Annotated in this window: 25 protein-coding genes and 1 pseudogene (1 of these 26 cut by a window edge); 2 read left to right on the top strand and 24 right to left on the bottom strand. The window is 68.2% G+C overall.

The genetic code is table 11. The features are described from left to right. Together R2910_02960 and R2910_02955 are read right to left on the bottom strand one after the other, a co-directional pair. Window positions 1–20, bottom strand: partial view of an Ig-like domain-containing protein gene (locus R2910_02960; protein ID MEZ4411935.1) — the 5' portion only. 2,008 nt of this gene lie to the left of the window's left edge; the window shows 20 of its 2,028 coding nt (coding positions 1–20); its start codon is at window positions 18–20; its stop codon lies beyond the left edge, outside the window. 100 nt (window positions 21–120) lie between these two features. Then, window positions 121–717, bottom strand: coding sequence for a hypothetical protein (locus tag R2910_02955; protein MEZ4411934.1), 597 nt, complete (start codon window positions 715–717; stop codon window positions 121–123). Window positions 718–889: 172 nt separating this feature from the next. On the opposite strand from R2910_02955, the gene R2910_02950 reads away from it, so the two are divergent. Beyond that, a complete protein-coding gene (locus R2910_02950) occupies window positions 890–2,131 on the top strand; it encodes a threonine/serine exporter family protein (protein MEZ4411933.1) in 1,242 nt (413 codons plus the stop codon). A gap of 5 nt (window positions 2,132–2,136) precedes the next feature. Here the strand turns inward: R2910_02950 and R2910_02945 are convergent. From R2910_02945 to R2910_02920, 6 genes and pseudogenes are all read right to left on the bottom strand, one after another. Further along, a pseudogene (locus R2910_02945) lies at window positions 2,137–3,041 on the bottom strand (site-specific tyrosine recombinase). Continuing rightward, window positions 3,038–3,991, bottom strand: coding sequence for a VTT domain-containing protein (locus R2910_02940; protein MEZ4411932.1), 954 nt, complete (start codon window positions 3,989–3,991; stop codon window positions 3,038–3,040). The pseudogene R2910_02945 and the gene R2910_02940 overlap by 4 nt, the downstream one beginning before the upstream one ends. A gap of 29 nt (window positions 3,992–4,020) precedes the next feature. Beyond that, window positions 4,021–4,497: a 2-C-methyl-D-erythritol 2,4-cyclodiphosphate synthase gene (gene ispF, locus R2910_02935; protein MEZ4411931.1), complete on the bottom strand. Its 477-nt coding sequence runs from the start codon at window positions 4,495–4,497 to the stop codon at window positions 4,021–4,023. Between the two features lie 36 nt (window positions 4,498–4,533). Continuing rightward, the gene (gene mqnC / locus R2910_02930) at window positions 4,534–5,598 is read right to left on the bottom strand and encodes a cyclic dehypoxanthinyl futalosine synthase (protein ID MEZ4411930.1); all 1,065 of its coding nucleotides are present in this window, start codon (window positions 5,596–5,598) and stop codon (window positions 4,534–4,536) included. Beyond that, window positions 5,595–6,416 (bottom strand): menaquinone biosynthesis protein, encoded by an 822-nt coding sequence (locus R2910_02925; protein ID MEZ4411929.1) that lies wholly within the window; start codon window positions 6,414–6,416, stop codon window positions 5,595–5,597. The genes mqnC and R2910_02925 overlap by 4 nt, the downstream gene beginning before the upstream one ends. Beyond that, the gene (locus R2910_02920) at window positions 6,413–6,928 is read right to left on the bottom strand and encodes a hypothetical protein (GenBank protein MEZ4411928.1); all 516 of its coding nucleotides are present in this window, start codon (window positions 6,926–6,928) and stop codon (window positions 6,413–6,415) included. The genes R2910_02925 and R2910_02920 overlap by 4 nt, the downstream gene beginning before the upstream one ends. 40 nt (window positions 6,929–6,968) lie before the next feature. Between R2910_02920 and R2910_02915 the strand changes: the two genes are divergently transcribed. Beyond that, on the top strand, window positions 6,969–7,652 hold the full coding sequence (locus R2910_02915; protein ID MEZ4411927.1) for a hypothetical protein: 684 nt from the start codon (window positions 6,969–6,971) through the stop codon (window positions 7,650–7,652). 122 nt (window positions 7,653–7,774) lie between these two features. Here the strand turns inward: R2910_02915 and fabF are convergent, their stop codons facing one another. The 16 genes from fabF to nuoL form a co-directional block, all read right to left on the bottom strand. Further along, on the bottom strand, window positions 7,775–9,013 hold the full coding sequence (fabF, locus tag R2910_02910; GenBank protein ID MEZ4411926.1) for a beta-ketoacyl-ACP synthase II: 1,239 nt from the start codon (window positions 9,011–9,013) through the stop codon (window positions 7,775–7,777). A 4-nt stretch (window positions 9,014–9,017) separates the two neighbouring features. After that, window positions 9,018–9,257: an acyl carrier protein gene (locus R2910_02905; GenBank protein ID MEZ4411925.1), complete on the bottom strand. Its 240-nt coding sequence runs from the start codon at window positions 9,255–9,257 to the stop codon at window positions 9,018–9,020. Window positions 9,258–9,287: 30 nt separating this feature from the next. Next, window positions 9,288–10,028 carry a 3-oxoacyl-[acyl-carrier-protein] reductase gene (gene fabG / locus R2910_02900; GenBank protein ID MEZ4411924.1) on the bottom strand — a complete coding sequence of 247 codons (741 nt, stop codon included), beginning with the start codon at window positions 10,026–10,028 and terminating at the stop codon, window positions 9,288–9,290. Further along, window positions 10,025–10,951: an ACP S-malonyltransferase gene (gene fabD / locus R2910_02895; GenBank protein ID MEZ4411923.1), complete on the bottom strand. Its 927-nt coding sequence runs from the start codon at window positions 10,949–10,951 to the stop codon at window positions 10,025–10,027. The genes fabG and fabD overlap by 4 nt, the downstream gene beginning before the upstream one ends. Further along, entirely contained in the window at window positions 10,945–11,937 is a 993-nt protein-coding gene (locus R2910_02890; GenBank protein ID MEZ4411922.1) for a beta-ketoacyl-ACP synthase III, read from the bottom strand. The genes fabD and R2910_02890 overlap by 7 nt, the downstream gene beginning before the upstream one ends. After that, window positions 11,934–12,941 carry a phosphate acyltransferase PlsX gene (gene plsX, locus R2910_02885; GenBank protein MEZ4411921.1) on the bottom strand — a complete coding sequence of 336 codons (1,008 nt, stop codon included), beginning with the start codon at window positions 12,939–12,941 and terminating at the stop codon, window positions 11,934–11,936. The genes R2910_02890 and plsX overlap by 4 nt, the downstream gene beginning before the upstream one ends. 2 nt (window positions 12,942–12,943) lie before the next feature. After that, complete coding sequence (gene rpmF, locus R2910_02880; protein ID MEZ4411920.1) at window positions 12,944–13,126, bottom strand: 50S ribosomal protein L32; 183 nt, start codon at window positions 13,124–13,126, stop codon at window positions 12,944–12,946. A gap of 7 nt (window positions 13,127–13,133) precedes the next feature. After that, a complete protein-coding gene (locus R2910_02875) occupies window positions 13,134–13,604 on the bottom strand; it encodes a DUF177 domain-containing protein (protein MEZ4411919.1) in 471 nt (156 codons plus the stop codon). A 51-nt stretch (window positions 13,605–13,655) separates the two neighbouring features. Next, the gene (gene ndk, locus R2910_02870; protein ID MEZ4411918.1) at window positions 13,656–14,078 is read right to left on the bottom strand and encodes a nucleoside-diphosphate kinase; all 423 of its coding nucleotides are present in this window, start codon (window positions 14,076–14,078) and stop codon (window positions 13,656–13,658) included. Between the two features lie 39 nt (window positions 14,079–14,117). Then, window positions 14,118–14,990, bottom strand: coding sequence for a succinate--CoA ligase subunit alpha (gene sucD, locus R2910_02865; GenBank protein ID MEZ4411917.1), 873 nt, complete (start codon window positions 14,988–14,990; stop codon window positions 14,118–14,120). Further along, a complete protein-coding gene (gene sucC / locus R2910_02860) occupies window positions 14,987–16,126 on the bottom strand; it encodes an ADP-forming succinate--CoA ligase subunit beta (GenBank protein MEZ4411916.1) in 1,140 nt (379 codons plus the stop codon). The genes sucD and sucC overlap by 4 nt, the downstream gene beginning before the upstream one ends. A 66-nt stretch (window positions 16,127–16,192) precedes the next feature. After that, complete coding sequence (locus tag R2910_02855; GenBank protein ID MEZ4411915.1) at window positions 16,193–18,598, bottom strand: UPF0182 family protein; 2,406 nt, start codon at window positions 18,596–18,598, stop codon at window positions 16,193–16,195. A 5-nt stretch (window positions 18,599–18,603) separates the two neighbouring features. Further along, window positions 18,604–19,980, bottom strand: a complete 1,377-nt coding sequence (locus tag R2910_02850; GenBank protein ID MEZ4411914.1) for a phosphomannomutase/phosphoglucomutase — start codon at window positions 19,978–19,980, stop codon at window positions 18,604–18,606. Window positions 19,981–20,014: 34 nt separating this feature from the next. Then, window positions 20,015–21,502 carry an NADH-quinone oxidoreductase subunit N gene (locus tag R2910_02845; protein MEZ4411913.1) on the bottom strand — a complete coding sequence of 496 codons (1,488 nt, stop codon included), beginning with the start codon at window positions 21,500–21,502 and terminating at the stop codon, window positions 20,015–20,017. After that, on the bottom strand, window positions 21,499–23,058 hold the full coding sequence (locus tag R2910_02840; protein MEZ4411912.1) for an NADH-quinone oxidoreductase subunit M: 1,560 nt from the start codon (window positions 23,056–23,058) through the stop codon (window positions 21,499–21,501). The genes R2910_02845 and R2910_02840 overlap by 4 nt, the downstream gene beginning before the upstream one ends. 6 nt (window positions 23,059–23,064) lie before the next feature. Beyond that, complete coding sequence (nuoL, locus tag R2910_02835) at window positions 23,065–25,041, bottom strand: NADH-quinone oxidoreductase subunit L (protein ID MEZ4411911.1); 1,977 nt, start codon at window positions 25,039–25,041, stop codon at window positions 23,065–23,067.

The following is a 25,041-nucleotide window of genomic DNA, read 5'->3' as shown; positions in this document are numbered from 1 at the left end:
AGAACGGTGTTCAGCAGCATGCGCGGATTCCCGTGTCAGGGTGGGTGACGAACAGAGCCCGCCCCCATCGGGGGCGGGCGGCTGTGCGGAGTATAACGTCTGGCACGGGGAGGCGAAACCTCAGGGACTGGTGGCGCTCGCCCCCGTCGCTCCGGTAGCGCCGGTGCCAGGGGAAACCTCAGGCACCGGTGGGACGACCGGCACCGGCGGGACGACCGGCACGTCAGCGGAGTCCGCCCACCGCGCGCCGTCGTGCTGCAGGTCCCGAACCGCGGCGGCGGGGAGGAGTAGCGGCAGAACGATGTCGGTGCCTTCAATGCGCACCTCGCCGAACGGCTCGAACTCGCCGGCGACGGCTGGAGACTCCGCGGAGACGCAGACGAACGTCGTCTGGTCGTTCATGTTTTCGACGTCGTCGATCCGCATGGTGCAGTTCCGCAACCGGTCGGCGACCGTGGCGCTGTCAAGGCGGACGGTGACCTCCACCGATGCGATCGCCTTGGGTGCGCTCCGAATCAGCCGGATCTTCTCGAGGCGCCCGAGCGGGGTGCCGTCGACGCGGAACTTCACGATCTTGAGAGGGATGGTGATGGGGTCGGCCGTTTCGGTCAGCACATGGACGGTGTTGACGCCCATGTGGACGCCCTTCCAAACGGCCATGCCAGCCGCAAAGATCAACAGGGCGCCAAGGACAATTTTGATCCAGTATCGGGTCATGGGTACCCCCGGGGTGTTCGAATAAGTGCAGATGTTGCAGATAGTGACGAACAATTCGGAGGCAAAGTTTCAGATTGCGCCTTCCGCAGCCGTTCCCCGCGCCACTTGGTGAACACGGTACACGGTTATATCTTTGCCGCGCCAAGACTTACGTCCATCTGACTAAGGCGCCATGACCGACTCCATCCAGCGCGACACTCTTCCGGCCGAAAATCGGGACGCGGTAGGATTCGTCCTCCGACTTGCCCGGGCCATGCACGCCTACGGGTACCCGGCACACCGGGTCGAGGGGGCGCTTGGCGAGGTCGCCCGCCGGCTGAAGCTCACCGCGCAGTTCTTCTCTACCCCGACGTCCTTCATGGCGTCGTTTGGCGTGCTGGAGCGGCAGAGCACCTACCTCATTCGAGTGGAGCCGGGCGACGTCGACCTTGGCAAGAGCGCCGATGTCGAGGAGATCATTCACGAGGTGGTGGAGGGTCGGATGGCGCTGGCTGAGGGCTCGGCGGCCCTGGAGCGCGTCCACGCCGCCCCGCCGCGCTACGGCCCCCTCGTCACCACGCTCGCGTTCGGGCTGAGCTCGGCGGCAGCCTCGAGATTTCTCGGCGGCGGCCTGCGCGAGGCGATGGTTGCGGGGGTCATCGGGCTCGTCATCGGGATCCTGCTCATCCTCGCCGGCCGCCTGCCGGCGTTCGGGCGGGTCTTCCCCTTCCTCACCGCCTTCAGCGCGTCGTTCATTGCCGCGGCGGCTGCCACGGTCCTGCCCCACTACAGCGTCTATGTCGGCACGCTTGCCGGCCTGATCGTGCTGATCCCGGGGCTGACGCTCACCACCGCCATGACGGAGCTGTCGTCAGGCCACCTCTCCAGTGGCACCGCGCGGCTCAGCGGGGCGCTCATGCTCTTCCTCGTGATCGGCTTCGGTGTGGCGATCGGAAGCCAGACCGTCACGCTGACCATGGGGGAGTACGCGAGCCGGGTTCGGCCCGAGGCCCTCCCCGACTGGACCTGGTGGCTGGCGCTGGTGGCGGCCCCGCTCGGCTTCGCGGTGCTCTTCCGCGCCCACGCCCGCGACGCCATCTGGATCCTGCTCGCCGGTGCGCTCGGCATCGCCGGCAGCCGGCTCGGCGCCTCGACGTTTGGCGCAGAACTCGGCGCCTTCGTCGGCGCGCTGACGGTCGGCGTGGCGAGCAACCTCTACGCGTACCTGCTTCGGCGCCCCGCCTCGGTCACCCTCGTTCCCGGCATTCTCCTGCTGGTGCCGGGCTCGATCGGCTTCCGGAGCTTGTCCTCGCTGCTGGATCGGGAAGTGGTGACGGGCGTGGAGACTGCATTCACCATGGTCCTGATCGGCGCCGGTCTGGTGGCCGGCCTGCTGCTGGCCAACGTGCTGGTGCCGGAACGCCGGGAGGGGTGAGCTACCCGCGCGGGTGGTACTGGCGGTGAACCGAGCGGAGATACTCCCGGTCCACATGGGTGTAGATCTGCGTGGTGGAGAGATCGGCGTGACCGAGCATCTCCTGGACCGCCCGAAGGTCGGCTCCACCCTCAAGCAGGTGGGTGGCGAAGGAGTGCCGCAGCGTGTGGGGGCTGACGGTTTTCGTGAGCGCGGCGCGTGTTGCCGCCCGCTTGACGATCCCCCACGCCCCGACGCGAGAGAGGGGCTGTCCCCGATTGTTGAGGAACACCCGCTGCTTCGAGGCGCCGCGATCGAGCGTCGGCCGCAGCGTATGCAGGTACACAGACAGCGCCCCCAGCACACTCCGTCCAATTGGCACCAACCGCTCCTTGCTCCCCTTCCCCAGCACCCGCACCAGCCCCTCGGACAGCACCAGGTCGGTCAGGCCGAGGCCGCACAGTTCCGACACACGGAGCCCCGCGCCATATCCGAGTTCCAGGAGCGCCCGGTCGCGCCAGCCGAGCGGCTCATCGATGGAAGGCGCGGCCAGCAGCGCCTCGATCTCCGGCACGGTCAGCGTTTCCGGCAGGGTCCGGCCGAGGCGTGGACTCTCGAGCCGGTCACTCGGGTCCTCCTGGACGATGCCCTCGCCGAGGAGAAAGCCGAAGTAGGTCCGCACGGCGGAGACGTGCCGTCGGATGGTGGCGGCACTGAGCCCGAGATCCTTCAGGGCGAAGACGAATTCACGGAGGAGCGGCCGTGTGAGGGCGGCGGGGTCGCTCAGCCCTCGCGCGTCGGCGAACTCCGCGAGGCGGCGGAGGTCGCGGAGATAGTTGTCCACGGTGTGCTGGCTGTGCCCTGCTTCCAGCGAAAGAAAATCGCGGAACCCTTCGAGCCAGAATTGCCGGGCGAGCTCCGCTGAATTCACTGCGGCTCAACGCCCAGCAGCGCCGCCGCGCGGGCGATCATGGCCGCCTCCGCCGGCGTCACGACGCCGTCGGCCTGCGCCACGTGACGCATCCTGTCGACCAGGCGCCGGCGCTCGTTGGCCTGATAGGCGGAGGTCGCGCGGAGGATCACCGCCTCGAGCGCGGCCCGGTCGGCACTGACCTGTCCCGGGAGGTGGTTGAACCGGGCCCGCAATCGTGCCGTCAACGCCTCCCGCTCGGCAGTCTTGAGGTGCTCATCCGCCTCGGCCATCTCGAGCACGAATGCCGCGACCGCCTGGAGGGCCGGGTCCACGGCTCCCGGGGGGGCCGGTTCGTGATCGAGGGCGACCCGCAGCGCGTCCCAGAGGCGGGCCCGGCGGGCGGCACGAGCGCGCCACCAGGCCACCGTGATGCCCGCGACGACGAGGAGGCCGACGACCGCGAGCCCGGTGTTCAAGTCCCGCAGGACCCGTTGGATTCCCTCCCAGCTCTGACCGATGTACCGGCCCAGCACGATCATCCCCGCAAACCAGAGCGCCGACGCCAGACCGATCGGGACGAGCGCGCGAAGCGGCGGCAGTCGCATCAACCCGGCAAAGGGCGCCACGACGGCGCGCACTCCCGGGAGGATCCGCCCCAGGAACACGCCGGCGAGTCCGTAGCGGATGTACCCGCGCTCGAGCGATGCAATCGATTCAGGCGAGAGCAGCTGGCGTCCCATGCGCGACTCGAAGAGCCCGCCACCAACGCGCCGGGCGAGGAAATACACGCCGACGGAGCCGAGGAAGTTGGGAATCCAGCACACGAAGAAGAGGGTGACCGGATCGAGGGGCCCGGTGACGGTCAGGAACGCGCCGAGGGCGAGAACCGCGTCGCCCGGGACCGGCGGGAAGATATTCTCGAGCAGGGACAGCGCGGCGAGCACGGCATAGACCGCGAGCGGCGGCATGGTGGCCAGCGAATCCAGCAGTGAAGCGATCAGTTCCCCTCCAGCGTCGCCACGGCCATCGTGGCGATTCCCTCTCCCCGGCCGATGAACCCCATGCCCTCGTTGGTCTTCGCCTTGACGCTCACCTCGCCGACCGACAGGCCCAGGGCGACGGCCAGCGCATCACGCATGGCCGGGACGTGGGGACCGAGGCGCGGACGCTCCAGGATGACCGTGACGTCCACCTGCGCGACTCGAAAGCCGCGTGCCGCCACGACGGCGCAGGCCGAGCGGAGCAACGCCATCGAGTCGGCGTCCTTCCAGCGCGGGTCGGTATCCGGGAAGTGCGTCCCGATGTCGCCCGCGGCGGCGGCTCCAAGAATGGCGTCGGTCAGCGCGTGGGCCACGGCATCGGCGTCCGAGTGCCCGGCGAGCCCGTGCGTGTGGGGAATGGTCAGTCCGCCGAGCACGAGGGGGCGACCTTCGACGAAGCGGTGAGAGTCGTAGCCGATCCCGGTACGAGTCATAGGGGGACGCGGGGAGGCGGGGCAGCGGCGTCGCCGCTACGCCGCGACCGCCTCCTCGATGAGGGAGTAGTCTTGCCGTCGCAGCCTGGGGGTGAAGCCGGCGTCGGCAATCACGCGGTGCATCTCCTCGAGCGTCGCGCGATAGGTGGTCCCCGCCGCGGAGACGACGTTCTCCTCCATCATGAGCGAGCCGTAGTCGTTGGCGCCGAACCGGAGCGCCACCTGCCCGACCTTGTGCCCCATGGTCACCCACGACGACTGCATGTTCGGGATGTTGCGGCAGATGATGCGCGCCATCGCGAGCGTCCGGAGGTACGTCACGGCGTCGGTCTTTGCCCAGCCGTCGAACATCGGCGTCCCCTCCGGCTGGAGGGGCCAGCAGATGAAGGCGGTGAAGCCGCCGGTGCGCTCCTGCAGGTCGCGGACCTTCAGGAGGTGCTCGATCCGGTCGGCGTTCGACTCGCCCATGCCGTACATCATCGTGACCGAGGTCCGCATCCCCTGCCGGTGGGCCTCCTCCTGCACGCCGAGCCACTCATCGGTCTGTGCCTTCTTCTTCGCGACCCGGTCACGGACGTCGTCGACCAGGATTTCGCCGCCGCCGCCGGGGATGGAATCGAGCCCCGCCTCGCGCAACTGGCGGATGACCTCCGGCATCGGGATCCGGAACCGTTCGCTGAAGAAGACCACCTCGCTCGGGCTGAAGCCATGAATATGAATGGCGTGGTGGGCCTTGATGTACCGCATCAGCTCCAGATACCACTCGAACGGGATGTAGGGATTGTGTCCGCCCTGCAGCAGGATCTGGGCGCCGCCGATGGCCCGGCACTCCTCGATCTTCTCGCCGATCTCCTCGAAGCTCAGGACATACCCTTCGGTGTCCTTGGGCCGCCGATAGAAGGCGCAGAAGCCGCAGTCCGCCACGCAGACGTTGGTGTAGTTGATGTTCCGGTCGATGATATGGGTCACGACCGGCTCGGGATGCAGGTCCCACCGGATCGCATCGGCCCGCCGCCCCAGCTCAAGGAGGTCGGCCTGTTCGTAGAGGGCCAGATAGTCCCGGAATTCCGTCGTGTCGCGGTCCACTCGATACATGGTCATGCCGCCGTGATGAACGAGAGCGATCCGGCCGGCGCCAGCTTGTCCTGGGCCAGTCGGTGGAAGAACGTCGTGAGTCCCTCGAGCTCGGGGCCGCCGAGGGCGTAGTCCAGTGTCCCGAGGTAGGACCGGCAGGTTGCCACGCTCACGCCGGTGTGCGCGGCGGCCTCCTCGGCCAGGAGATCCAGATGCGCCAGTCCCCAGCTCCGGGAGGCGAGCAGCTTGCGATGCAGCGCACGCACCGCGGTGGCGGATGCCTCACGGCGAGCGGCCCACACGGCAAACACAAAGGGCAGGCCGGTCCAGGCCTTCCATTCAGCGCCCAGGTCGAAGACCCATGGATACGCGCCCTGCGCGGCCAGCTGCAGGGCGGCGTCGCCGATGACGAGGACGGCCTCGTGCGGGAATCCCGCCAGGGCGTCCAGGTCGGCGGACTCGGCGCGCACGGTCGCAAACTTCGGGGCGATGTCCCACCGGTGGCGGCAGAGCAGCTCGAGGAGCAGCACCGACGTCCGGGAGGAGGCGGTGCGAAGCACCGTCGCGCCATCGAGTTCCTCGACGGGGCGCTTGCTGAAGAGGGCCACGCTGTGCACGGGGCCGTCGGCGCTGATGGCGAGATCGGGGAGGAGGTGGTACGCGGCCGCGTTGCGCGCATACTCCACGGCCGAGACGACGCTCACATCGAGTTCACCGGCGGCGAGCAGGTCATTCAATTCCGAGGCGGTCCCCGTCACGAGTTCGGCACCGACCGGGACCAGGCCCCGGTCGATGGCCCCGGTGACCGGATAGCAATTGATCCACGGAATCCGCCCGAGCCTCATGCGGCGTGCACCACCGGCAGCGAGCGCCGGCCCGGCTCCGCCGGAGCGGGAGGCGCGGGGGGCGGGTCGTCGGAGGCATCCCGAACGGCCTCGTACAGGCTGTTCCGTTCCACGGGACGGCGGCCGGCGTCGCGGATGAGCGTGACGAGCTGCGGATAGGTCATGGCCATGTCGGTGTTGGCCCCGGCCTCGTGGTAGACGCGCTCGAAGACCACGGTGCCCTCCACGTCGTCGCACCCGAAACTCAGCGCGATCTGCGAGAGCGCCGGCGTGACCATCGGCCAGTGCGTCTTCACGTGGGGAATGTTGTCGAGAAAGAGCCGTCCGATGGCGATGTTCTTCAGGTCCTCGAATCCGGAGGTGGCCGTCCCGACTCGCCCCAATTCCTCGCCGAGCTCGTTGTGATCGGGGTGGTAGGCCAGCGGGATGTACGTCAGGAACCCGCCGGTTTCGTCCTGCAGTCGCGCGAAGCATCGCGAGGTGCTGGAGCCGGTCGTCGGCGGATTCCACATGGCCGTAGAGCATGGTGCAATTGGTGGGGATGCCGAGTGCATGCGCGGTACGATGGACCCGGATCCACTCCTCGCCCGTCAGTTTCCGCTCCGCGATGGTCGCCCGCACGGCGGTGCTGAACACCTCCGCGCCGCCGCCGGGCAGGCTGGTGAGGCCGGCCTCCTTCAGGGCCAGGAGCACCTCGCGCTCGGAGATCTTCTCGATGCGTGCCAGGTGCGCGATCTCCACCGCCGTCAGCGCCTTGATGTGCACGGTGGGGTGACGCTCCTTCAGCCCACGGAGCATGTCGGTGTAGTAGGCGAGCCGCAGCTTCGGATGGAGGCCGCCGACGATGTGGAACTCCGTCGTCGGCGCCCCGCGGGCCTGTTCGGCCTCGGCATACACCTCGTCCAGCGACCGGGTGTAGGCCCCCTCCTCCTTCGGCGTCCGCGCGAACGAACAGAAAGTGCAGGTGGCGCGCAGGATGCAGACGTTGGTGGGATTGAGGTGCTGGTTTGCCGAGAAGAAGACCCGGTCGCCGTTCTGGCGGCGATTGGCAAAGTCGGCGAGGGCCCCGAGACCCAGCAGGTCGCTCGTCGCGTAGAGCGCGAGTCCATCGGCGTGATCGAGCCGCTGGCCACGCTGTACTTTGTCCCCGATCGGCCGGAGCGCCGGGTCTCGGAGCACGGCGAGGTCGAGGGTGGGCGGCATGCATATCTCCTTGAGCGGTGGTCGATTACCTGAGCAATCTACCCCGGTGCGGTGCGGTGGTGCCAGATGACGCTCCCGGAAGCGACAAGACCCCGGGAGCGGGCTGCCGGGGTCTTTCGAGTACGTAGCGCTGGTCCCGACCGGTTCCGGGCCAGTCACTCCTTCCAGGCGCGCACCGCGAGCGTGACGTTGTGCCCCCCGAAGCCGAAGCTGTTGGACAGCGCCACATCGAACTCCCGATCCACCGCCGTGTTCGGCGCGCAGTCGAGGTCGCACTCGGGGTCGGGCGTGACCTGGTTGATGGTCGGCGGGATCTTCCCGTCCCGCGCCGCGAGCAGGCACACGGCAAACTCCAGCCCGCCGGCGGCGCCCAGGAGGTGACCGGTCATCGACTTGGTCGACCCGAAGATCAGCTCCTGCGCGTGCTTCCCGAAGACCGCCTTGACCGCGGCAGTCTCGGCGATGTCGCCTTGGGAGGTACTGGTGCCGTGGGCGTTGATGTAGCCGACCGTCTCGATTCCGACGCCGGCGTCGGCCAGGCAGTCACGCATGGCCCGCTGGGCCCCCTCGCCTGACGGAGCGGGCGAGGTGATGTGGTAGGCGTCGCCGGTCAGGCCGTAGCCGAGCACCTCGCCGAGGATCGTGGCGCCGCGAGCCTGGGCATGTTCGAGGCTCTCAAGCATGACCATCGCGGCACCGTCACCCAAAACGAAGCCGTCGCGGTCCTTGTCGAAGGGGCGGCTGGCCTCCTCCGGGGCGTCGTTCCGCGTCGAGAGCGCCCGCATGTTCTGGAACCCTGCGATGGCCAGCTCGCTGATGGCGGCCTCGGTCCCCCCGGTCAGCATCGCGTCGGCGTGCCCGGACTTGATGAGCTGGAAGGACTGGCCAATGGCGTGCGCCGAGGAGGCGCAGGCCGAGACGGTCGCGTAGTTGGCGCCCTTGAGCCCGTAGCGGATGGACACCAGCCCGGCGGCGATGTCGGGAATGAACATCGGAATGAAGAAGGGGGAGACGCGGTCCGGGCCCTTGGTGATGAGGAGCTTGGTCTGCTCTTGGAACGTCACCATGCCACCGATGCCGCTGCCGATGATGACCCCGGTCCGCTCGGGAGCCGGGAACTTCCCCTCCAGCCCCGCCTGGGTCACGGCCTCGTGGGCCGCGCCGAGGGCGAACTGCACGAAGAGGTCGTACCGGCGCGCTTCCTTCTTGTCGATGAACTGCAGCGCGTCGAAGCCCTTCACCTCGCATGCAAACCGCACCTGGAACTCCGCCGGATCAAACTTGGTGATCGGCGCAGCACCAGACCGGCCTGCAAGCAGGCCGGCCCAGGAATCCTCGACGTTATTGCCGAGCGGGGTCACCAGCCCCAGGCCGGTGACGACGACACGACGCACCAAACTACTTCCCGGTCTTTTCGTGCAGGTACTTGAGCGCTTCACCGACCGTCCGGAGCTTCTCAGCGTCCTCGTCCGGGATGTCGATGTCGAATTCCTTCTCGAAGGCCATGACCAGCTCGACGGTGTCGAGGCTGTCAGCGCCAAGATCCTCCATGAAACTGGCTTCGGGAGTCAGCTTCTCGCGCTCCACACCCAGTTCCTCGGCGATGATGTCCTTGACCTTCTCTTCTACGTTGCTCATGTCGTCCTCGAAAAGGAGTAGGGGGTCGGGCTAGATGACCATCCCGCCGTCCACCACCAGCACCTGGCCAGTGATGTAGGACGCGAGATCTGATGCCAGGAAGAGCACGGCGGCGGCAATATCCTCCGGGCTGCCGAGACGCCCCAGCGCAATGCTCTCTAATAATGCCGCCCTCGCCTCAGAGGGCAAGGCGGCAGTCATATCGGTCTCAATGAAGCCCGGGGCGACGCAGTTGGCCAGGACCCCGCGGGCGGCGTATTCCTTGGCCACCGACTTGGTCAGGCCGACCAGCCCGGCCTTGCTGGCGGCATAGTTGGCCTGCCCCTTGTTCCCGGTCAGTCCCACGACGCTGGTGATGTTGATGATGCGCCCCATCCGCCGCTTCATCATGCCCTTGATGACCGCGCGGATGGTATAGAACGCCCCCTTGAGGTTGGCGTCCAGCACAACATCCCAGTCCTCGTCGCTCAACCGCAGCAGGATGTTGTCCCGCGTCAACCCGGCGTTGTTGACCAGGATGTCGATCGGTCCCAGGGCCGCCTCGGCAGCCGCCAGGGCGGCTTCCACCTGGGCACGATCCGCGACATCGCAGCCGACACCTGCGGCACGGTCCCCGAGGCCGGCGGCCACTTCCTGGGCACGGGACGCGTCCCGACCCACGATGGCCACCTTGGCACCCGCGGCATGGAGCGCCTGCGCCACCGCGAGACCGATGCCCCGGGTGCTCCCGGTCACGAACGCTGTCCGGCCAGTCAGATCAATCTGCGTCATCCGAGAAAGGCCTCCACTTCGGCGGCCGTGCCAAGTGTGATGCTCCTGGCACCGGGCAGAATCTTTCGGAGCAGGCCCGAGAGCACGCTGCCAGGCCCGAGTTCAATAAACGTCGCGTCAGGGGCCAGTGCGGCTGCAGCCTGGATGCACTCGATCCACCGCACCGGCGCGGTCAGCTGTGCCGTGAGCAACCGGACGGCATCGGCGGGGGTCCGTACCGGCTCCGCCGAGGCATTGGCCACGATCGGGAAGGCCGGCGCCGCAAATGCTGCGGCGGCCAGGGCCGCCTGCAGCCCCGGCACGGCCGGTTCCATCAGGGGAGAGTGAAAGGCCCCGGACACCTTGAGCGGGATGACCCGCTTGGCCCCGCGCGCCTTGCAGCCGTCGCCGGCGCGGGCCACCGCCGCCGGGTCCCCCGAGATGACGATCTGGTCAGGGGAGTTCAGGTTGGCGGCCACAGCCACGCCATCGTCGCCGGACGCCTCGGTACACGCCGCCGTAACGCCCGCCGGGTCGAGCCCCAGGACCGCCGACATCGCCCCCGGTCGCTTGGTGCCCGCCTCATGCATCAACTCGCCCCGACGACGGACCAGGCGGGCGGCATCCGGCGCGGTGAGCGATCCGGCCGCGACATAGGCACTGTACTCGCCGAGGCTATGCCCCGCCCCGGCCACGACGTCTCCCAGGCGCTCCTTCACAACCGCGAACACTGCGGCGGAGTGGGCGAGGATGGCGGGCTGCGTGTTGTGCGTCAGCACCAGCTCGTCGTCCGGCCCCTCCCACATGATGCGGGACAGCGAGACGCCCAGCGCGTCGTCGATGGCCTCGAAGGTGTGGCGCGCCGCCGGAAAGCGGTCGGCCAGGTCCTTGCCCATGCCGACCTTTTGCGCGCCCTGCCCCGGGCACATGACCACCGCTACCACTTCACCACCGAACTGGCCCAGGTGAATCCGCCGCCGAAGGAGACGAGCAGGATGGTCATGCCCGGCGTGATCCGGCCTTCCTTGACGCCCTGGTCGAGGGCCAGCGGAATCGACGCGGACGAGGTGTTCCCATACCGGTCGACGTTGATCATCACCTTGTCGAGCGGCATCCCCGTGTGCTTGGCGGTCGCCTCGATGATGCGAAGATTGGCCTGGTGGGGCACGAGCATGTCGACCTGGTCGGCACTGATACCCGCGCGCTCGAGCGCCTTGTCGCACGCTTCGGACATCGTCTTGACGGCCGACTTGAAGACTTCGCGGCCCGCCATCTTGATGAAGTGCGAACGCTCGGTCACGACCTTGGCGCTGATCGGATCAACCGCACCGCCGCCGGGCCGGTACAGGAGGTTGCCGAGGTTGCCGTCGGACTTCATGTAGGTGGACAGCACGGCCCCCCGGCCGCCCGTGGCCTTCCGGATGACGGCCGCGCCGGCGGCGTCGCCGAAGAGAATCGCCGTCGAGCGATCGGTCGGATCGGCAATGGTGCTCAGCTTTTCCGCGCCGATGATGAGCATGTTCTCGCCCTGGCCCGACGCGATGAGCCCTTCGGCGACGTTCAGGGCGAACAGGAACCCCGGGCAGGCGGCCGAGACGTCGAACGCGAAGGCGTTCTTCGCGCCGAGCAGCGCCTGGAGGTCGCACGCAGTCGAGGGAAGGAGGCGGTCGGGGGAGGCGGTGCCCAGGACAATGCCGTCGATGTCTTCGGGACCGAGGCCAGCGGCCTCCAGCGCGCGCAACGCAGCTTCGTGGGAGAGCATCGCCACCGATTGTTCCGGCCCGGCGACGCGGCGCTCACGGATGCCGGTGCGCTCCACGATCCACTGGTCGGACGTGTCGAGGGTCTTCTCGAAATCGGCATTGGTGACGACCCGCTCGGGCACGGCCACACCGAGCCCGGCGAATTCGACGATGGGGCGCCGCGTCATGCGACGGGAGCGGCCCCCGCGGCGAACTCCGCGGCGACATGCTGGTTGAGCTTGGTTTCCACCATCTGGGCGGCGACGCGGATGGCGTTCTTGATGGCGTTGCTGCCGGAGGAACCGTGGCAGATGATGGACACGCCGTTGACGCCGAGGAGCGGCGCGCCGCCGTACTCGGAGTAGTCGAGCACCCGGAACACCTCCTGGACATCGCTGCGCTCCAGGATGTCGGGGGCGGTGCGCTTGACGAGCCGCACGATCATCCGCGCGACGGATTCGTAGAACTTGAGCACGATGTTGCCGACGAATCCGTCGGTCACGACCACGTCGACATGCCCGTGCTTCGAGTGCCCGGCCAGGATATCCCGGCCCTCGATATTCCCGATGTAGTTGATTCCGGAGGTCTGCTTGAGGAGCTCGTGCGCGGCCCGGGAGGCCGCGTTCCCCTTCTCGTCCTCTTCGCCGATGTTCAGGAGACCGACGAGCGGGCGTTCACGTCCGAGGACGTCGCGGGCGTACACCGAGCCGAGCCGGGCGAACCCGACAAGCTCCTTGGCGGAGCAATCGACGTTGGCGCCCCCGTCGAGGACGATGACCGGGAGGTCGGCCGTCGGAAACGGCGTGGCAACGGTGGCCCGTTCGACGCCGGTGTGGATGCCGAGCAGCACCGTGGAGGCCGCGAGAATGGCCCCGGTGTTCCCCGCCGAGACGAACGCGTCGGACTGCTTGGCCTTCTGGAGCCCGAGACCGACCACGACGCTGGAGTTCGGCTTCTTGCGCACGGCGGCCAGGGGCTTCTCGGCCATGCCGATGACCTCCGCCGCCGGGACGACCTCGATCCGGCTCCGGTCAATGCCGGGATGCCGGGCGAGTTCCGCCTCGATGACGTCGACCTGTCCCACCAGCTGCACGATCACGCCGGGCAGAGTCGCGAGCGCGGCGAGTGCGCCCTCAATCTCGGGCTGCGGGGCGTGATCTCCGCCCATCGCGTCGAGCGCCACGCGGATCATGCTCAGTCGCCCTTGACCTCAGCGACTTTCTTCCCGCGATAGTACCCGCAGCTCGGACACACGCGATGGGAGAGCTTGGGATCGCCGCAGCGCGGACAGGCCTGCGTCTTGACGCTGGCCGCGACGTGATGGCCGCGGCGGAGACGCTTGCGGGACTTCGAGAGTTTTCTCTTCGGGACTGCCATGGTTTCCTCAGGTTGGTTCGGCGGACCGCACGCATGCGCACGGACCCGCGTTCAAATCGGCACCACACGTCGGGCAGAGCCCGGCACAATCTTCCCGGCAGAGCACGAACGCCGGAACATCCAGCACCAGTTCCTCCCGGATCACGCCCGTCAGGTCAACCTGCACCGCCAACGGGGGCAACGGATAGACGCTCGGGTCGTCGGCCGCTTCGGGATCGCTGGTCAACAATACATCGACATCCCGGTTGAGGCGCACCGGCACCTCGGCGAGACACCGCCGACAGGCCAGGACCGCCCTGGCCCGAATGACACCGCGCCAGAGGAAATCGTCGCCTTCGGTCGCCTGCAGCTGGCCCGTCACCGACACGGGGCCATCCAACGGCAGGTCGAGCCCCGCAAAGATCGGGTCCGCCGGGGAAAGCTCCCCAGCCGTCTCCGCGGGACCCCGGGTCAGGTCCCGGATGGCAATCTTGAGCATAGCCACTAAACCTAGCTGGGTGCTTGACTTAGGTCAAGCTGACGAGCGGTCCTAGCCGTGCAGGGCGGCCAGTTCACCCTCGGTGAAGAAGAAGGCAATCTCCCGCGCGGCGTTTTCATCGCTGTCGGAGGCGTGAATGGCGTTCCGGCCCTTCGACTCGGCGTAGAGCTTCCGGACCGTGCCGGCAGCGGCTTCTGCCGGATCGGTCGCGCCGATCACGGTACGGAGGTGCGGGACCGCGTCGTCCCGGGACAGGGCCAACGGCATGCAGGGGCCGCTGGTCATGAAGGTCACCAGTTCCGCGAAGAAGGGCCGACCCTTGTGAACGCCGTAGAACGCCTCCGCCTCCGGCAGGGTCAGCCGGACCAGTCGGGCGGCTCGCATGGTGAAGCCGGCCGACTGCAAGTGGGCCAGGATGAGTCCGGCCTTGCCGGAAGCAACCGCGTCGGGCTTGATGATGGCGAGAGTCTGCATGGGCTCGAATTCTGGGTATGGGTCGAGGAATGGCCCCGGCTACTTGAGCCGGGCCTTGAGGAGCGGCACGACATCGGCCGGCCGCTTCATGACACTGATGCCGGCCGCCTCGAAGGCGGCCATCTTTTCCGCCGCGGTGCCGGAGGAACCCGAGATGATGGCGCCCGCATGCCCCATTCGGCGGCCCGGCGGCGCGGTCTGGCCGGCGATGAAGCCAACGACCGGTTTGGTCACGTGATCCCGGACGAACTCCGCCGCGTGCTGCTCGTCGGTCCCGCCGATCTCGCCCATCATGACAATCGCGTCGGTGCCGGGATCGTCCTGGAACGCCCGGAGGCAGTCGATGAAATTGGTCCCGATGATCGGGTCGCCACCAATGCCCACGCAGGTGCTCTGCCCGATCTTGGCACGCGTCAGCTGGTTGACGACCTCGTAGGTGAGCGTCCCGCTCCGGGAGACCAGCCCGACCCGGCCTGGCGCGCAGATCGATCCGGGGATGATGCCGACCTTGGCCTCGCCCGGGGTGATGGCGCCCGGACAATTCGGCCCGATGAGACGCGCGCCCCGCTCGCGCACAAACGGCATGACCCGCGTCATCTCGATGACGGGGACGCCCTCGGTAATGCACACGACCATCGCAATCCCGGCGTCAACGGCCTCCATGATGGCGCCCGCCGCGCCCATCGGCGGCACGTAGATGACCGCGGTGTTGGCGCCGGCCTCGGCCACCGCCTCCGCGACGGTGTTGAAGATGGGGACGGTGCCCTCGAAGACCTGGCCGCCCTTTCCGGGCGTGACGCCGGCGACCACCTTGGTGCCGTACTCCATCATCTGCTTCGCGTGGAACGAACCGTCGCGCCCCGTGATGCCCTGCACCACGAGCCGGGTGTCTTTTCCGATGAAGATGCTCACGCCGCCTCCCCGACCAGAGCCACCACCTTGGATACGGCCTCGTCCATGTCGGAGAGTGCCGTCATGCCGATGCCCTCCAGAATCTTGACCGCCTCTTTCTCGTTCGTGCCCGTCAGGCGCACGACAATCGGCACCTTCACCGGGAACTGCTCGAGCGCGGTCTTGATGCCGTTGGCCACGTCGTCGGTGCGCGTGATGCCGCCGAAGATGTTGAAGAGAATGGCCTTCACGCTCGGGTCGGCGGTGATGATCTTCAGGGCGTTGACCACCTTGTCGGGATTCGAGCTGCCGCCGATGTCGAGGAAGTTGGCGGGTTCGCCCCCGTAGTACTTCACCAGGTCCATCGTGGCCATGGCCAGCCCGGCGCCGTTGACGATGCAGCCGACGTTGCCGTCGAGCTTGATGAAGGTGAGCCCGGCCCGCCGCGCCGTGACTTCACTCGGATCTTCCGCGGTCTCGTCGCGGAGTTCCGCCAGGTCGGGCCGGCGATCGAGTTCGTTGTCGTCGATGGAGATCTTGGCATCGAGCGCGAGCACTCGGCCGTCCGGCGTCGTGATGAGCGGGTTGATTTCCACCAGGGACGCGCCGTTCTCGGTGAACACCTTGTAGAGGCGGTGCATGATATCCGCCGCCGCGCGGGCCTGCTTCACGTTGCTGTAGAGGAAGAAGCCGAGGGTCATCGCCTGGTGCGGCAGGAGGCCGAAGCGCGGGTCGACAGGGAGCCGGAGGATCTTCTCCGGCGTCGTGGCGGCAACTTCCTCGATGTCGATCCCGCCGGCCGGGCTCACCATGAAGACGGGCCGCTGGGAGTCGCGGTCGAGAATCAGGCCCATGTAGGCCTCCGACGCGATGTCTGCCGCGGGCACCACGAGCACCTTGTGGACCGTCAGCCCCTTGATCTGCATGCCGAGGATATGGGAGGCGATCTCCGCGGCCTCGGCCGGCGTCTTGGCGAGCTTGACGCCTCCCGCCTTGCCACGGCCGCCCGCATGGACCTGTGCCTTGACGACGACGGTGCCTTCGATGCGCCGGGCGAGCGACTCCACTTCGCCGGGGGTCGACGCGACATCGCCGTCGGGCACCGGAATCCCGGCCGCCTTGAGGAGTGCGCGCGCCTGATATTCATGCAGATTCACAGTCTCTCCTGTGCGTGGTTGACAACACCGAAAGTTACCCGGCCCGGAGGGTGGATACAACCGCGGTCACTGCGCGTCACGACCCACCCCGAGCGCCTCCCGGAGTGCGCCGAAGGCACGCCCGAACCCTTCCCAGTCGCCGGCGTGGAGCGCGGAATCGGCACGGAGCATCCAGCGCCGGGCGTCCTCGAGGGGCGTCGTCGGGCCGAAGCCCGGGGGAAGCGGCGCGCCGCGCCCGCGCAGGTTATCCAGGGCCGTCCCGAAGGTGCGCCCCGCGCCAGACCGCGTCCCCTGCTCCACCGCGATGTACGGGAGCGTGACCAGCCCGTCCCCATCGAACCCATACCAGGGTTGATAAGCGATCGGTGTGTCGCCCATGGGGAGGATCCGAAACGGTCCCCGTTCGAAGCGCGCCCCACGCCGCACCACGGAGTCGAGCACCTGCTCGTACGAGGGAAAGCGGTCCCAGGTCGCCTGAGCGACCGCCGGACCCGGCAGGCTGCCGCCCTCGGTGAGCCGGACGAGGTCAAGACGGCGCCCGGCCTCGGTGACCCGTCCAAGCAGGAGGGCTCGAATCCGGCGATCCTCCCCGCGCTCGTAGCCGGTCACCACGGTGAGCCCCTTGCCGCCCTCCCAGACGTTTGTCGGAGCCGAGGGGTCTCCTGGTGGGGTGGCGGGGCGCCCGGCGAGGGTACCGACTCGCCAGGGGCCTGCTTCGAGCAACCGGGACTGCGCCTCGAAGAGCCGTACCGGGTACGGCGACACCAACGCCAGTTCCGTGGGGATCTCGCTGGTCGGCCGCACGACCCCCTGGCTGACTTCGGCCCAACTCCGGGTGATCGGCCCCGCATCGGGCAGCAGGTAGATGCTCGTCGCCCCCGTCACGGCGTCGACCGCGCCGAGGAGTCCGGCCTCGAGCGACCCGAGATCGCCGATCCGCACCGATCCAGGGAAGTACTCGCTGGCGACGTAGCCGTGCGCCACCCACACCGGCGAGCCGGAGACGAGGAGCAGGCGCGGACTATCCCATGATGCGAACGGGAGCAGGTGTTCCAGCCGCGCCCGTGGCGCCAGGTGCCAGCGCACCCGGGTCGCCGGGCCGGACGCCCCCAGCACGCTCGCCGATTGGAGCGACCATGCGAGCACCATCCGCCGGGCGGCCCCGCCGACGCGCAGTCCCACCGGTCCGGAGTCCACCACCAACCGTGGTGCCCCGGGTCGTACGGCCGCGGGTGGCAGGGTCGTAAACGTGACGAGGCCCGGGTATGCCAGCGAATCACCGGCGCGGTAGGACAGCGGCCCGCCGTGCCCGTCGGTACGGCCGTCTGCGATGGCGAGCACTGCGGCCGGTCCCGACTGCGGCACACGCAATACCAGCCAGACCGGGATGGCGGATCCGTTCAACGGGATGGTGGTCTGGACGGCCGATTCGAGGCTCTGGGAATCGGCGCTGGCCAACCGCCCGATGCTGGCCCACGACCAGAGCGACGGCACGCCCGCCTCCGGCGCCAGCGGCGACCGGGCGGGCCGGTCATCGAGCCCCTCGAGGCCGTAGGCCAGGCGGTCGAGGACGACGCGGCTGGCAGCCACCTCGTCGCTGATCTCGGCCGAGACGGGAGACATGATCCAGGCGAACATCGCGCCGGACAGCAGGACGCCCCACCCGGCGAGCATCAGGAGATGGTGTCCCCGCAAGGCCCACAGGATGGAAATGGCAACGGCAGCGAGGCAGGCGCCGGCGAGTGCCAGCATCGAGAGCTCGAGCGTGCCCCAAACACCGGCCGCCGGGGCGGCGGTCGCCGCGACTTCGAACGGCGTCAGCAGGAATCCCCAACCGAGCACCAGTGCCACACCGGCCAGCAGCAGGCCCAGGTGCTTTCGAGCGTGATCGGAGATGGCGGGACGGCCCTGATGCCACCGGAGCGCGCCGAGCGCAGCATAGAGCACACCCATCACCACGAGCGCGCTCCAGGCCAACAGCCGGGCGAAGGAGTGCAACAGGACCCACAGCGGGAGCTGCGCGACGAAGACCCCAAGGTCCCTGTGGAGGAAAGGGTCAGTCACCCCGTAGGTGACACCCTGCCACGCAAGCGCGAAGACCGCCCAGTCGTTCCCTGCACCGAGTCCGGCGATCATGCCCAGCGCCACGCCGACCACCACCGCGAGTGGGAGGAGCGTGGCGGGGGTGACTGCCTCGCGGATTTCGAGATTGGCCACCTGACGGGAGATCTGGACCGAACCGATGGCCCGGTGGACGATCAGGAGGTGCCCGGTGAACCAGGCGGTGGCGAGAAGGACGGCGGCCGTGTCGAGGGTCAGGCGAAGCAGGCGCACGCCGGACACGAAGCCGGCCGCCTCGGGCACCAGGGCGCCGGCCCACCAGCGACCGGCCAGGAAGTCCGCGGCCCACTGGCCCGCGAAGAGCAGGACGGCGAGGGCGGCGACCGTCCCGGCGATCCAGCGTCCACGCACGGGGGTCATCCCTGCCCTTGGACACCCCGCTCTGCGAGCCATTCCAGGACTTCGCGCTGGTACACCGCGAGGGATCCCTCGTCCGTGGCTTCGAAGCGGAGTACGAGGATCGGCTGGGTGTTCGAGGCGCGGATCAGTCCCCAGCCGTTGGCGAACGACATCCGGACGCCGTCGATGTCGTTGACCGGGTAGCGGGCGCGGAAGTGCTCCGTGGCCTCGGCGACGACGGCAAACTTGCGGTCATCCGGGCAGTCCACCCGCAGTTCCGGCGTGGCGAAGGTGGTCGGCAGGTCGGCGAGATGCGCCGCCAGGCCGTGCGGGGCACGGGAGACGACTTCCAGGAGGCGCGCGGCCGCGAACAGCGCGTCATCGAACCCGTACCAGTCGCCGGCGAAGAACATGTGGCCGCTCATTTCGCCTGCCAGCACGGCGTCCAGCTCCTTCATGCGCGCCTTGATGAGCGAGTGCCCCGTCTTCCACATCTCGGGCTCGGCGCCGGCGGCACGCAGCGCGACGGGGAGCAGGTCGGAACACTTCACGTCGAATATGACGCGGACGCCGGGGCCGAAGCGGCGGACCGCGTCGCGACCGTAGAGCACCAGCAGCTGATCGCCGAACAGCACGCGCCCGGTCTCGTCGACCGCGCCGATCCGGTCGGCGTCGCCGTCGAAGGCGATGCCAAGCTCCGCGCCGCTCCGGCGCACCTCGACCTGCAAGTCGACCAGGTTGGCGGGGACCGTCGGGTCAGGATGATGATTCGGAAAGGTGCCGTCCGACTCGCAGAAGAGCGGGATGACCTCGGCCCCGAGCGCGCGCAGCGTCTCGACGGCGATCACGCTCCCGACCCCGTTGCCGCAATCCACCACGACGCGGACCGGTCGCGCGAGGTGATGGTGCTCCACGATGGCGTCGCGATACCGACCGAGTATGGAGCCGTCGGCGGTCTCTGAGCCTGCCCGGGTCGGGGCCTGCTCCAGCGTGATACGCTCGTAGAGATCCTGGATCTCGTCGCCGTGCACCGACTCGCCCGCGAGCACCATCTTGAAGCCGTTGAACTCCGGCGGGTTGTGGGAACCCGTCACCTGCACCCCGCCATCGACGGTCAACGCGTGAACCGCGTAGTAGAGCGCCGGCGTGGGCAGCTCCCCCACATCGATCACGCGCGCGCCGGCGGAGGCCATCCCGTTGCGAAGCGCCGCGGCCAGCGCCACTCCCGACGGTCGATTGTCACGCCCAACGGCCATGACCGCGTCGCGGCCAAGGCGTTCGGCCCCGAGTGCGGCGAAGGCCCGGCCCAGCGCGTGGGCAAACGCGGGGGTCAGCTCCGCGCCGACCAGGCCGCGGATGTCGTATTGGCGAAAGATGGATCGTGGGACGCGCACCGTGCCTCCCGGCCGGATCGGGGAATCGGCCGAGCTACTGGAAGGCCCGCTCGAAGAGTGAAGTCGCGATTTCCATCGTGTTGTTGAGCAGTGGCCCCGGCCAGACCCCGAGGACGAGGATGGCAGCCACAATGCCGCCGATCACCACGGCGGCGCTTCTTGGCAGCCGGGGTGCCTCCGGCGCTCCCTCGCGGGCCGGCTTCATGTACATCGCCATGATCACCGGCAGGTAGTAGCCGGCAGACACCGCGCTGGCGAGCACCAGCACCACGGGAATCAGCCACTGCCCCGCGACGACCAGCGAGGTCAGGATCATCCACTTGCCGATGAAGCCGAAGGTGCCCGGGAAACCGAGCAGGGAGAGGAGGACCACGGCAAAGGCGGCGGCGGTCCAGGGCCGCGAGCGAGCCATGCCCGCCAGATCATCGGTGGTGAGGTCCCGTTCGCCGCCGCGGCCGAGCGAGGCCAGCAGGCCGAAGGCGGCGAGGCTGGTCAGCGCATAGGCGAGGAGGTACACCTGTACCGATGCGGCGCCGACGCGCGTGCCGGCCCAGACCGCGGCGAGGAGGTAGCCGGCGTGGGCCACCGAACTGTACGCCAGCATCCGCTTCACGGTCCGCTGGGCCAGCGCCATCAGGTTCCCGGCCACCATTGTCGCGATGGCCAGGACGCCGAGCACCGGCTGCCAGACGCCGGACGCCGCCGGAAATGTCACCATGAGCAACCGGGTGAGTGCCAGGAACCCCGCGGCCTTGATGCCGGTGGCCATGAGGCCGGTCACCGGCGTGGGGGCGCCATCATAGACATCGGGCGCCCACATGTGGAACGGCACGGCCGACACCTTGAAGAGGAACCCGATCAGCAGGAGGCTCAGACCGAGCAGGGCCATGACCGGCAAAGGACCAGAGGCGAAGAACGTCCCGGCCATCACGAGATTGGTGGTCCCGGTGGCGCCATAGACGAGCGCGATGCCGTAGAGGAGGAAGCCCGAGGCGAACGCCCCGATCAGAAAGTACTTGAGCCCCGCCTCGGCCGAGAACGGGCTCCGGCGGTCGTACGCGGCGAGGACGTAGGCCGCGACCGACATCACCTCGAGTCCGAGGAAGACCATGATCAGGTCGTTGGCGCCGGCCAGCAGCATCATCCCGACGGTCGCGAGCAGGATCAGCGTGTAGTACTCCGGCCCCCGGATCCCCTCGCGCTCGAGGTAGTCGATCGACAGCACGATGGTCGCCGCCGCCGCCAGCAGGAAGATGACATCCCCGAAGAACCGATAACCGTCAAGCGCCACCATCTGCGAAATCCCGGCGGACCCGGTGCTTGCGCTCCAGAGCCAAACGAGGGCAAGCAGCGCCGCGCCCACACCGCCGAGGCTCAGCCAGCCGGCCAGGCGCGAATCCTCGGCGGTCTCGTGTCGCCAGGCGTTGACCACGAGGACACCGAGGGCCGCCAGGGACAGGACCACCTCAGGGAGGAGGGCGAGCAGGACGCCCGTCGGCGACGTCGTGTCAATGGGATTCACGGGTGGCTCCCGGTCCGGGGCGCCAACATGGTCGGCGCACCCTGCGGCATGACGTGCTGGACGCTCTCGACGAACTGCCGGCTGGTCGGCTCCATGCGCCGGAGCACGGGGGCCGGATACAGGCCGAGCCAGATGATCCCGGCGAGCAGCGGCGCCAGCACCACCCACTCACGCGGCGTCAGGTCGGTCAGCGCCTCGTTTTCCGGCTTGTCCAGTTTGTTGAAAATGATGCGCTGCAGCGCCCAGAGCAGGTACGCCGCGGCAAAGATCACGCCGGTCGTCGCGATGCCGGTGGCCCACGGGAACCGGCCGAAACTGCCGAGCAACACCAGGAACTCGCCGACGAACCCGTTGAGTCCGGGCAGGCCGATCGAGGACAGCGACACGACCGTGAACACGAGGCTGAACAGCGGAATCACCTTCGCAATCCCCCCGAACGCCGCGATGTCACGCGTATGCCGACGCTCGTAGAGCATGCCGATCAGGAAGAAGAGCGCTCCGGTCGAGAGGCCGTGGTTGATCATCACCATCAACGCGCCCTGGACGCTCTGGAGGGTGGCCGCCCAGATCCCAAGCATCACGAAGCCGAGGTGACTGACCGACGAATAGGCCACCAGCTTCTTGATGTCAGGCTGCACCATGGCGACGAGGGCGCCGTAGATGATGCCGACAACCGCCAGCACCACCGCCAGGGTCGTGACCACGGGGCTGAAGGCGATGTTCGGGAAGAACGGGATGGCGAACCGCAGGAAGCCGTAGGTCCCCATCTTGAGGAGGACGCCGGCCAAGATGACGGATCCCGCCGTGGGCGCCTCGACGTGGGCATCGGGAAGCCAGGTATGAAACGGGAAGACCGGGACCTTGATGGCGAACGCGAGCGCAAACGCCGCGAAGAGCCAGGGTGCCCGGCTCCCCACCACCGCGGCGTTGCGCAGAATGTGGCTGTAGGCAAAGCTCAGGACGCCGGTGGCCTCGGAGATGTACCACACGGTCATCAGGATGGCCACCAGCATCAGGAGGGAGCCGACCATCGTGTAGATGAAGAACTTGATGGACGCGTACAGCCGGTTGGAGCCACCCCAGATGCCGATCAGGAAGTACATCGGGATCAGCATCAACTCCCAGAACACGTAGAACACGAACAGGTCCAGGCTGACGAACACGCCGAGGATGCCGGTCAACAGCACCAGCAACAGGGCGTAGAACCCCTTCTCCCGCTGCGTGATGTAGTTCCAGCTCCCGAGCACGCAGAGCGGCATGGTCAGCGTGGTGAGGAGCACCATGAACAGCGAGATGCCGTCGATCCCGACCCGGTAGGCCACACCCCAGCGCGGCATCCAGTCGTGCACCGCCGTGAACTGCATGCCCCCCTCTGGCAGGAACGCCCACCAGAGCCCGGCCGAGATCACGAACTCGGCCACGGCGACCACGAGCGCCAGCGACCGCGCCCGCTCGGCCGGGGCGACCATGACGAGCAGCGCCCCGAGGAGGGGAAGCAGAAGGAGGACCGGGACGACCCAGGCCTGGTATCCGATGATGTTCAGCATGTCGGCCATAGCGGGTCAGCCCATCACGACGAAGAAGATGCCGAGCGCACCCACGAGGAACACGGTCAGGTAGACGCCGACCTGGCCGGTCTGGAGCCGGGTTCCGATCCACCCCAGGGAGCTCGCCAGCCGGGCCGAGCCCTCCACTCCCCCACGGTCGATGATCCCCTGATCCACGTCCTTCCAGAGCACGCGATCCGAGAAGCGCAGCAGCGGCCGGACGATGAGGGCGGCGTAGATCTCGTCCACGTAGTACTTGTGGTAGAGCACCTTCCAGAACCCCACCTCGGGCGCCGCCTCCCTGGCCGGCAGGATCGGCCGGGACATCGTGACCCGCCATCCGGCAATCAGCCCGCCCACCGCAATCGCAATCGCCAGCCCGATCAGAACGAACTCCGTCTGCCCGTGGGGCATCTCGAGCGGGAAGTAGTGGTGCGCCCCTTCGATGACCGGATCGAGCCAGTGCTCGAGGCGGGCATGGCCCCCGAACAGCGCCGGCAGGTTCAGCATGCCGCCGACGGCGCTGAGGACACCCAGCACCGCGAGCGGGACGGTCATGATGGCCGGCGCCTCGTGAAGATGCTTCTGCTCTTCCGCGCCGGTCCGATTCTCACCGAAGAAGGTCATCGCCATGAGGCGGGCCATGTAGAACGCGGTCAGCGCGGCGGCTATGACGCCGAAGAGCCAGAACACGCGGAAGAGAGGAAGCTCCGCGCCCCGTGCGAACGCGGCGGCGAGGATCTCGTCCTTCGAGAAGAAGCCCGAGAACGGGGGGATGCCCGCGATGGCGAGCGTCGCAATGGCCATGAGGGCGAAGGTCCAGGGCATGGCACGCCGGAGCCCCCCCATGTTGCGCATATCCTGCGCGTCCTCGTGCGAATGGGTCGCATGGTAGGCGTGGTGCATCGAGTGGATGACGCTGCCCGCGCCGAGGAAGAGGAGCGCCTTGAAGAAGGCGTGGGTGACGAGGTGGAACACGCCCGCGACGTAGGCCCCCGTGCCGACGGCCAGGAACATGTATCCGAGCTGGGACACCGTCGAGTACGCCAGGACCTTCTTGATGTCGTACTGCCGGAGCCCGATCGTGGCGGCGAAAAGCGCCGTGAGGGCGCCGACGCCCGCCACGACGGTGCTCGACACCGGGGCCATCGCGAAGAGGATGTTGGTGCGCGCCACGAGATAGACGCCGGCCGTGACCATCGTGGCGGCGTGGATGAGCGCGGAGACGGGGGTCGGGCCCGCCATGGCGTCGGGCAGCCAGATGTAGAGGGGAATCTGCGCCGACTTGCCGGTGCACCCCAGGAACAGGAAGAGGGTGATCGTCGTGACCACCGCGCCGCCGGCCGCCAGGTGCTGCGGGGCCAGCTCCGCGATGTCCAGGAAGTTCAGGCTCCCAAGGGTGACCCAGATGATGAACATGGCCACCATGAACCCGAAGTCGCCGATCCGGTTGACCAGGAACGCCTTCTTCCCCGCATCGGCGTTGGCCTTGTCGCCGTACCAGAATCCGATGAGGAGGTAGGAGCAGAGTCCGACCCCCTCCCAGCCGATGAACAGGACCGGCAGGCTTGAGCCGAGCACCAGCATCAGCATGAACACGACGAACAGGTTCAGGTAGGCAAAGTACCGGGCGTACCCCGGATCACTCCGCATGTAGCCGATGCTGAAGAGGTGGATCAGGCTGCCGACACCGGTCACGACCAGGAGCATCACCAGCGAGAGCCGGTCGACGAGGAGGCTGAGTTCGATCCGGAGCGCCCCGACCGGCAGCCAGGTCCAGAGCGGGACCACTTCGGCAGCGCTGAGGTTCGCGGCGGCATAGCTCCGAAAGACCAGCGCCACGACCGCGAAGGCCCCCAGCAAGACCGCCGGGCCGACGATACTCACGGCGGTCTTGGCGCCGGGGCGCCAGATCGACAGCGCGCCGTTGATCAGGAACCCGGCGAGCGGCAGGGCGACGGCGAGCCAGATGAGGTTGGCGGAGACGTACAT

Source organism: Gemmatimonadales bacterium, from assembly GCA_041390145.1.
Lineage (GTDB): Bacteria > Gemmatimonadota > Gemmatimonadetes > Gemmatimonadales > GWC2-71-9 > SPDF01.
This window is presented reverse-complemented; position numbering and strand designations above follow the sequence as displayed.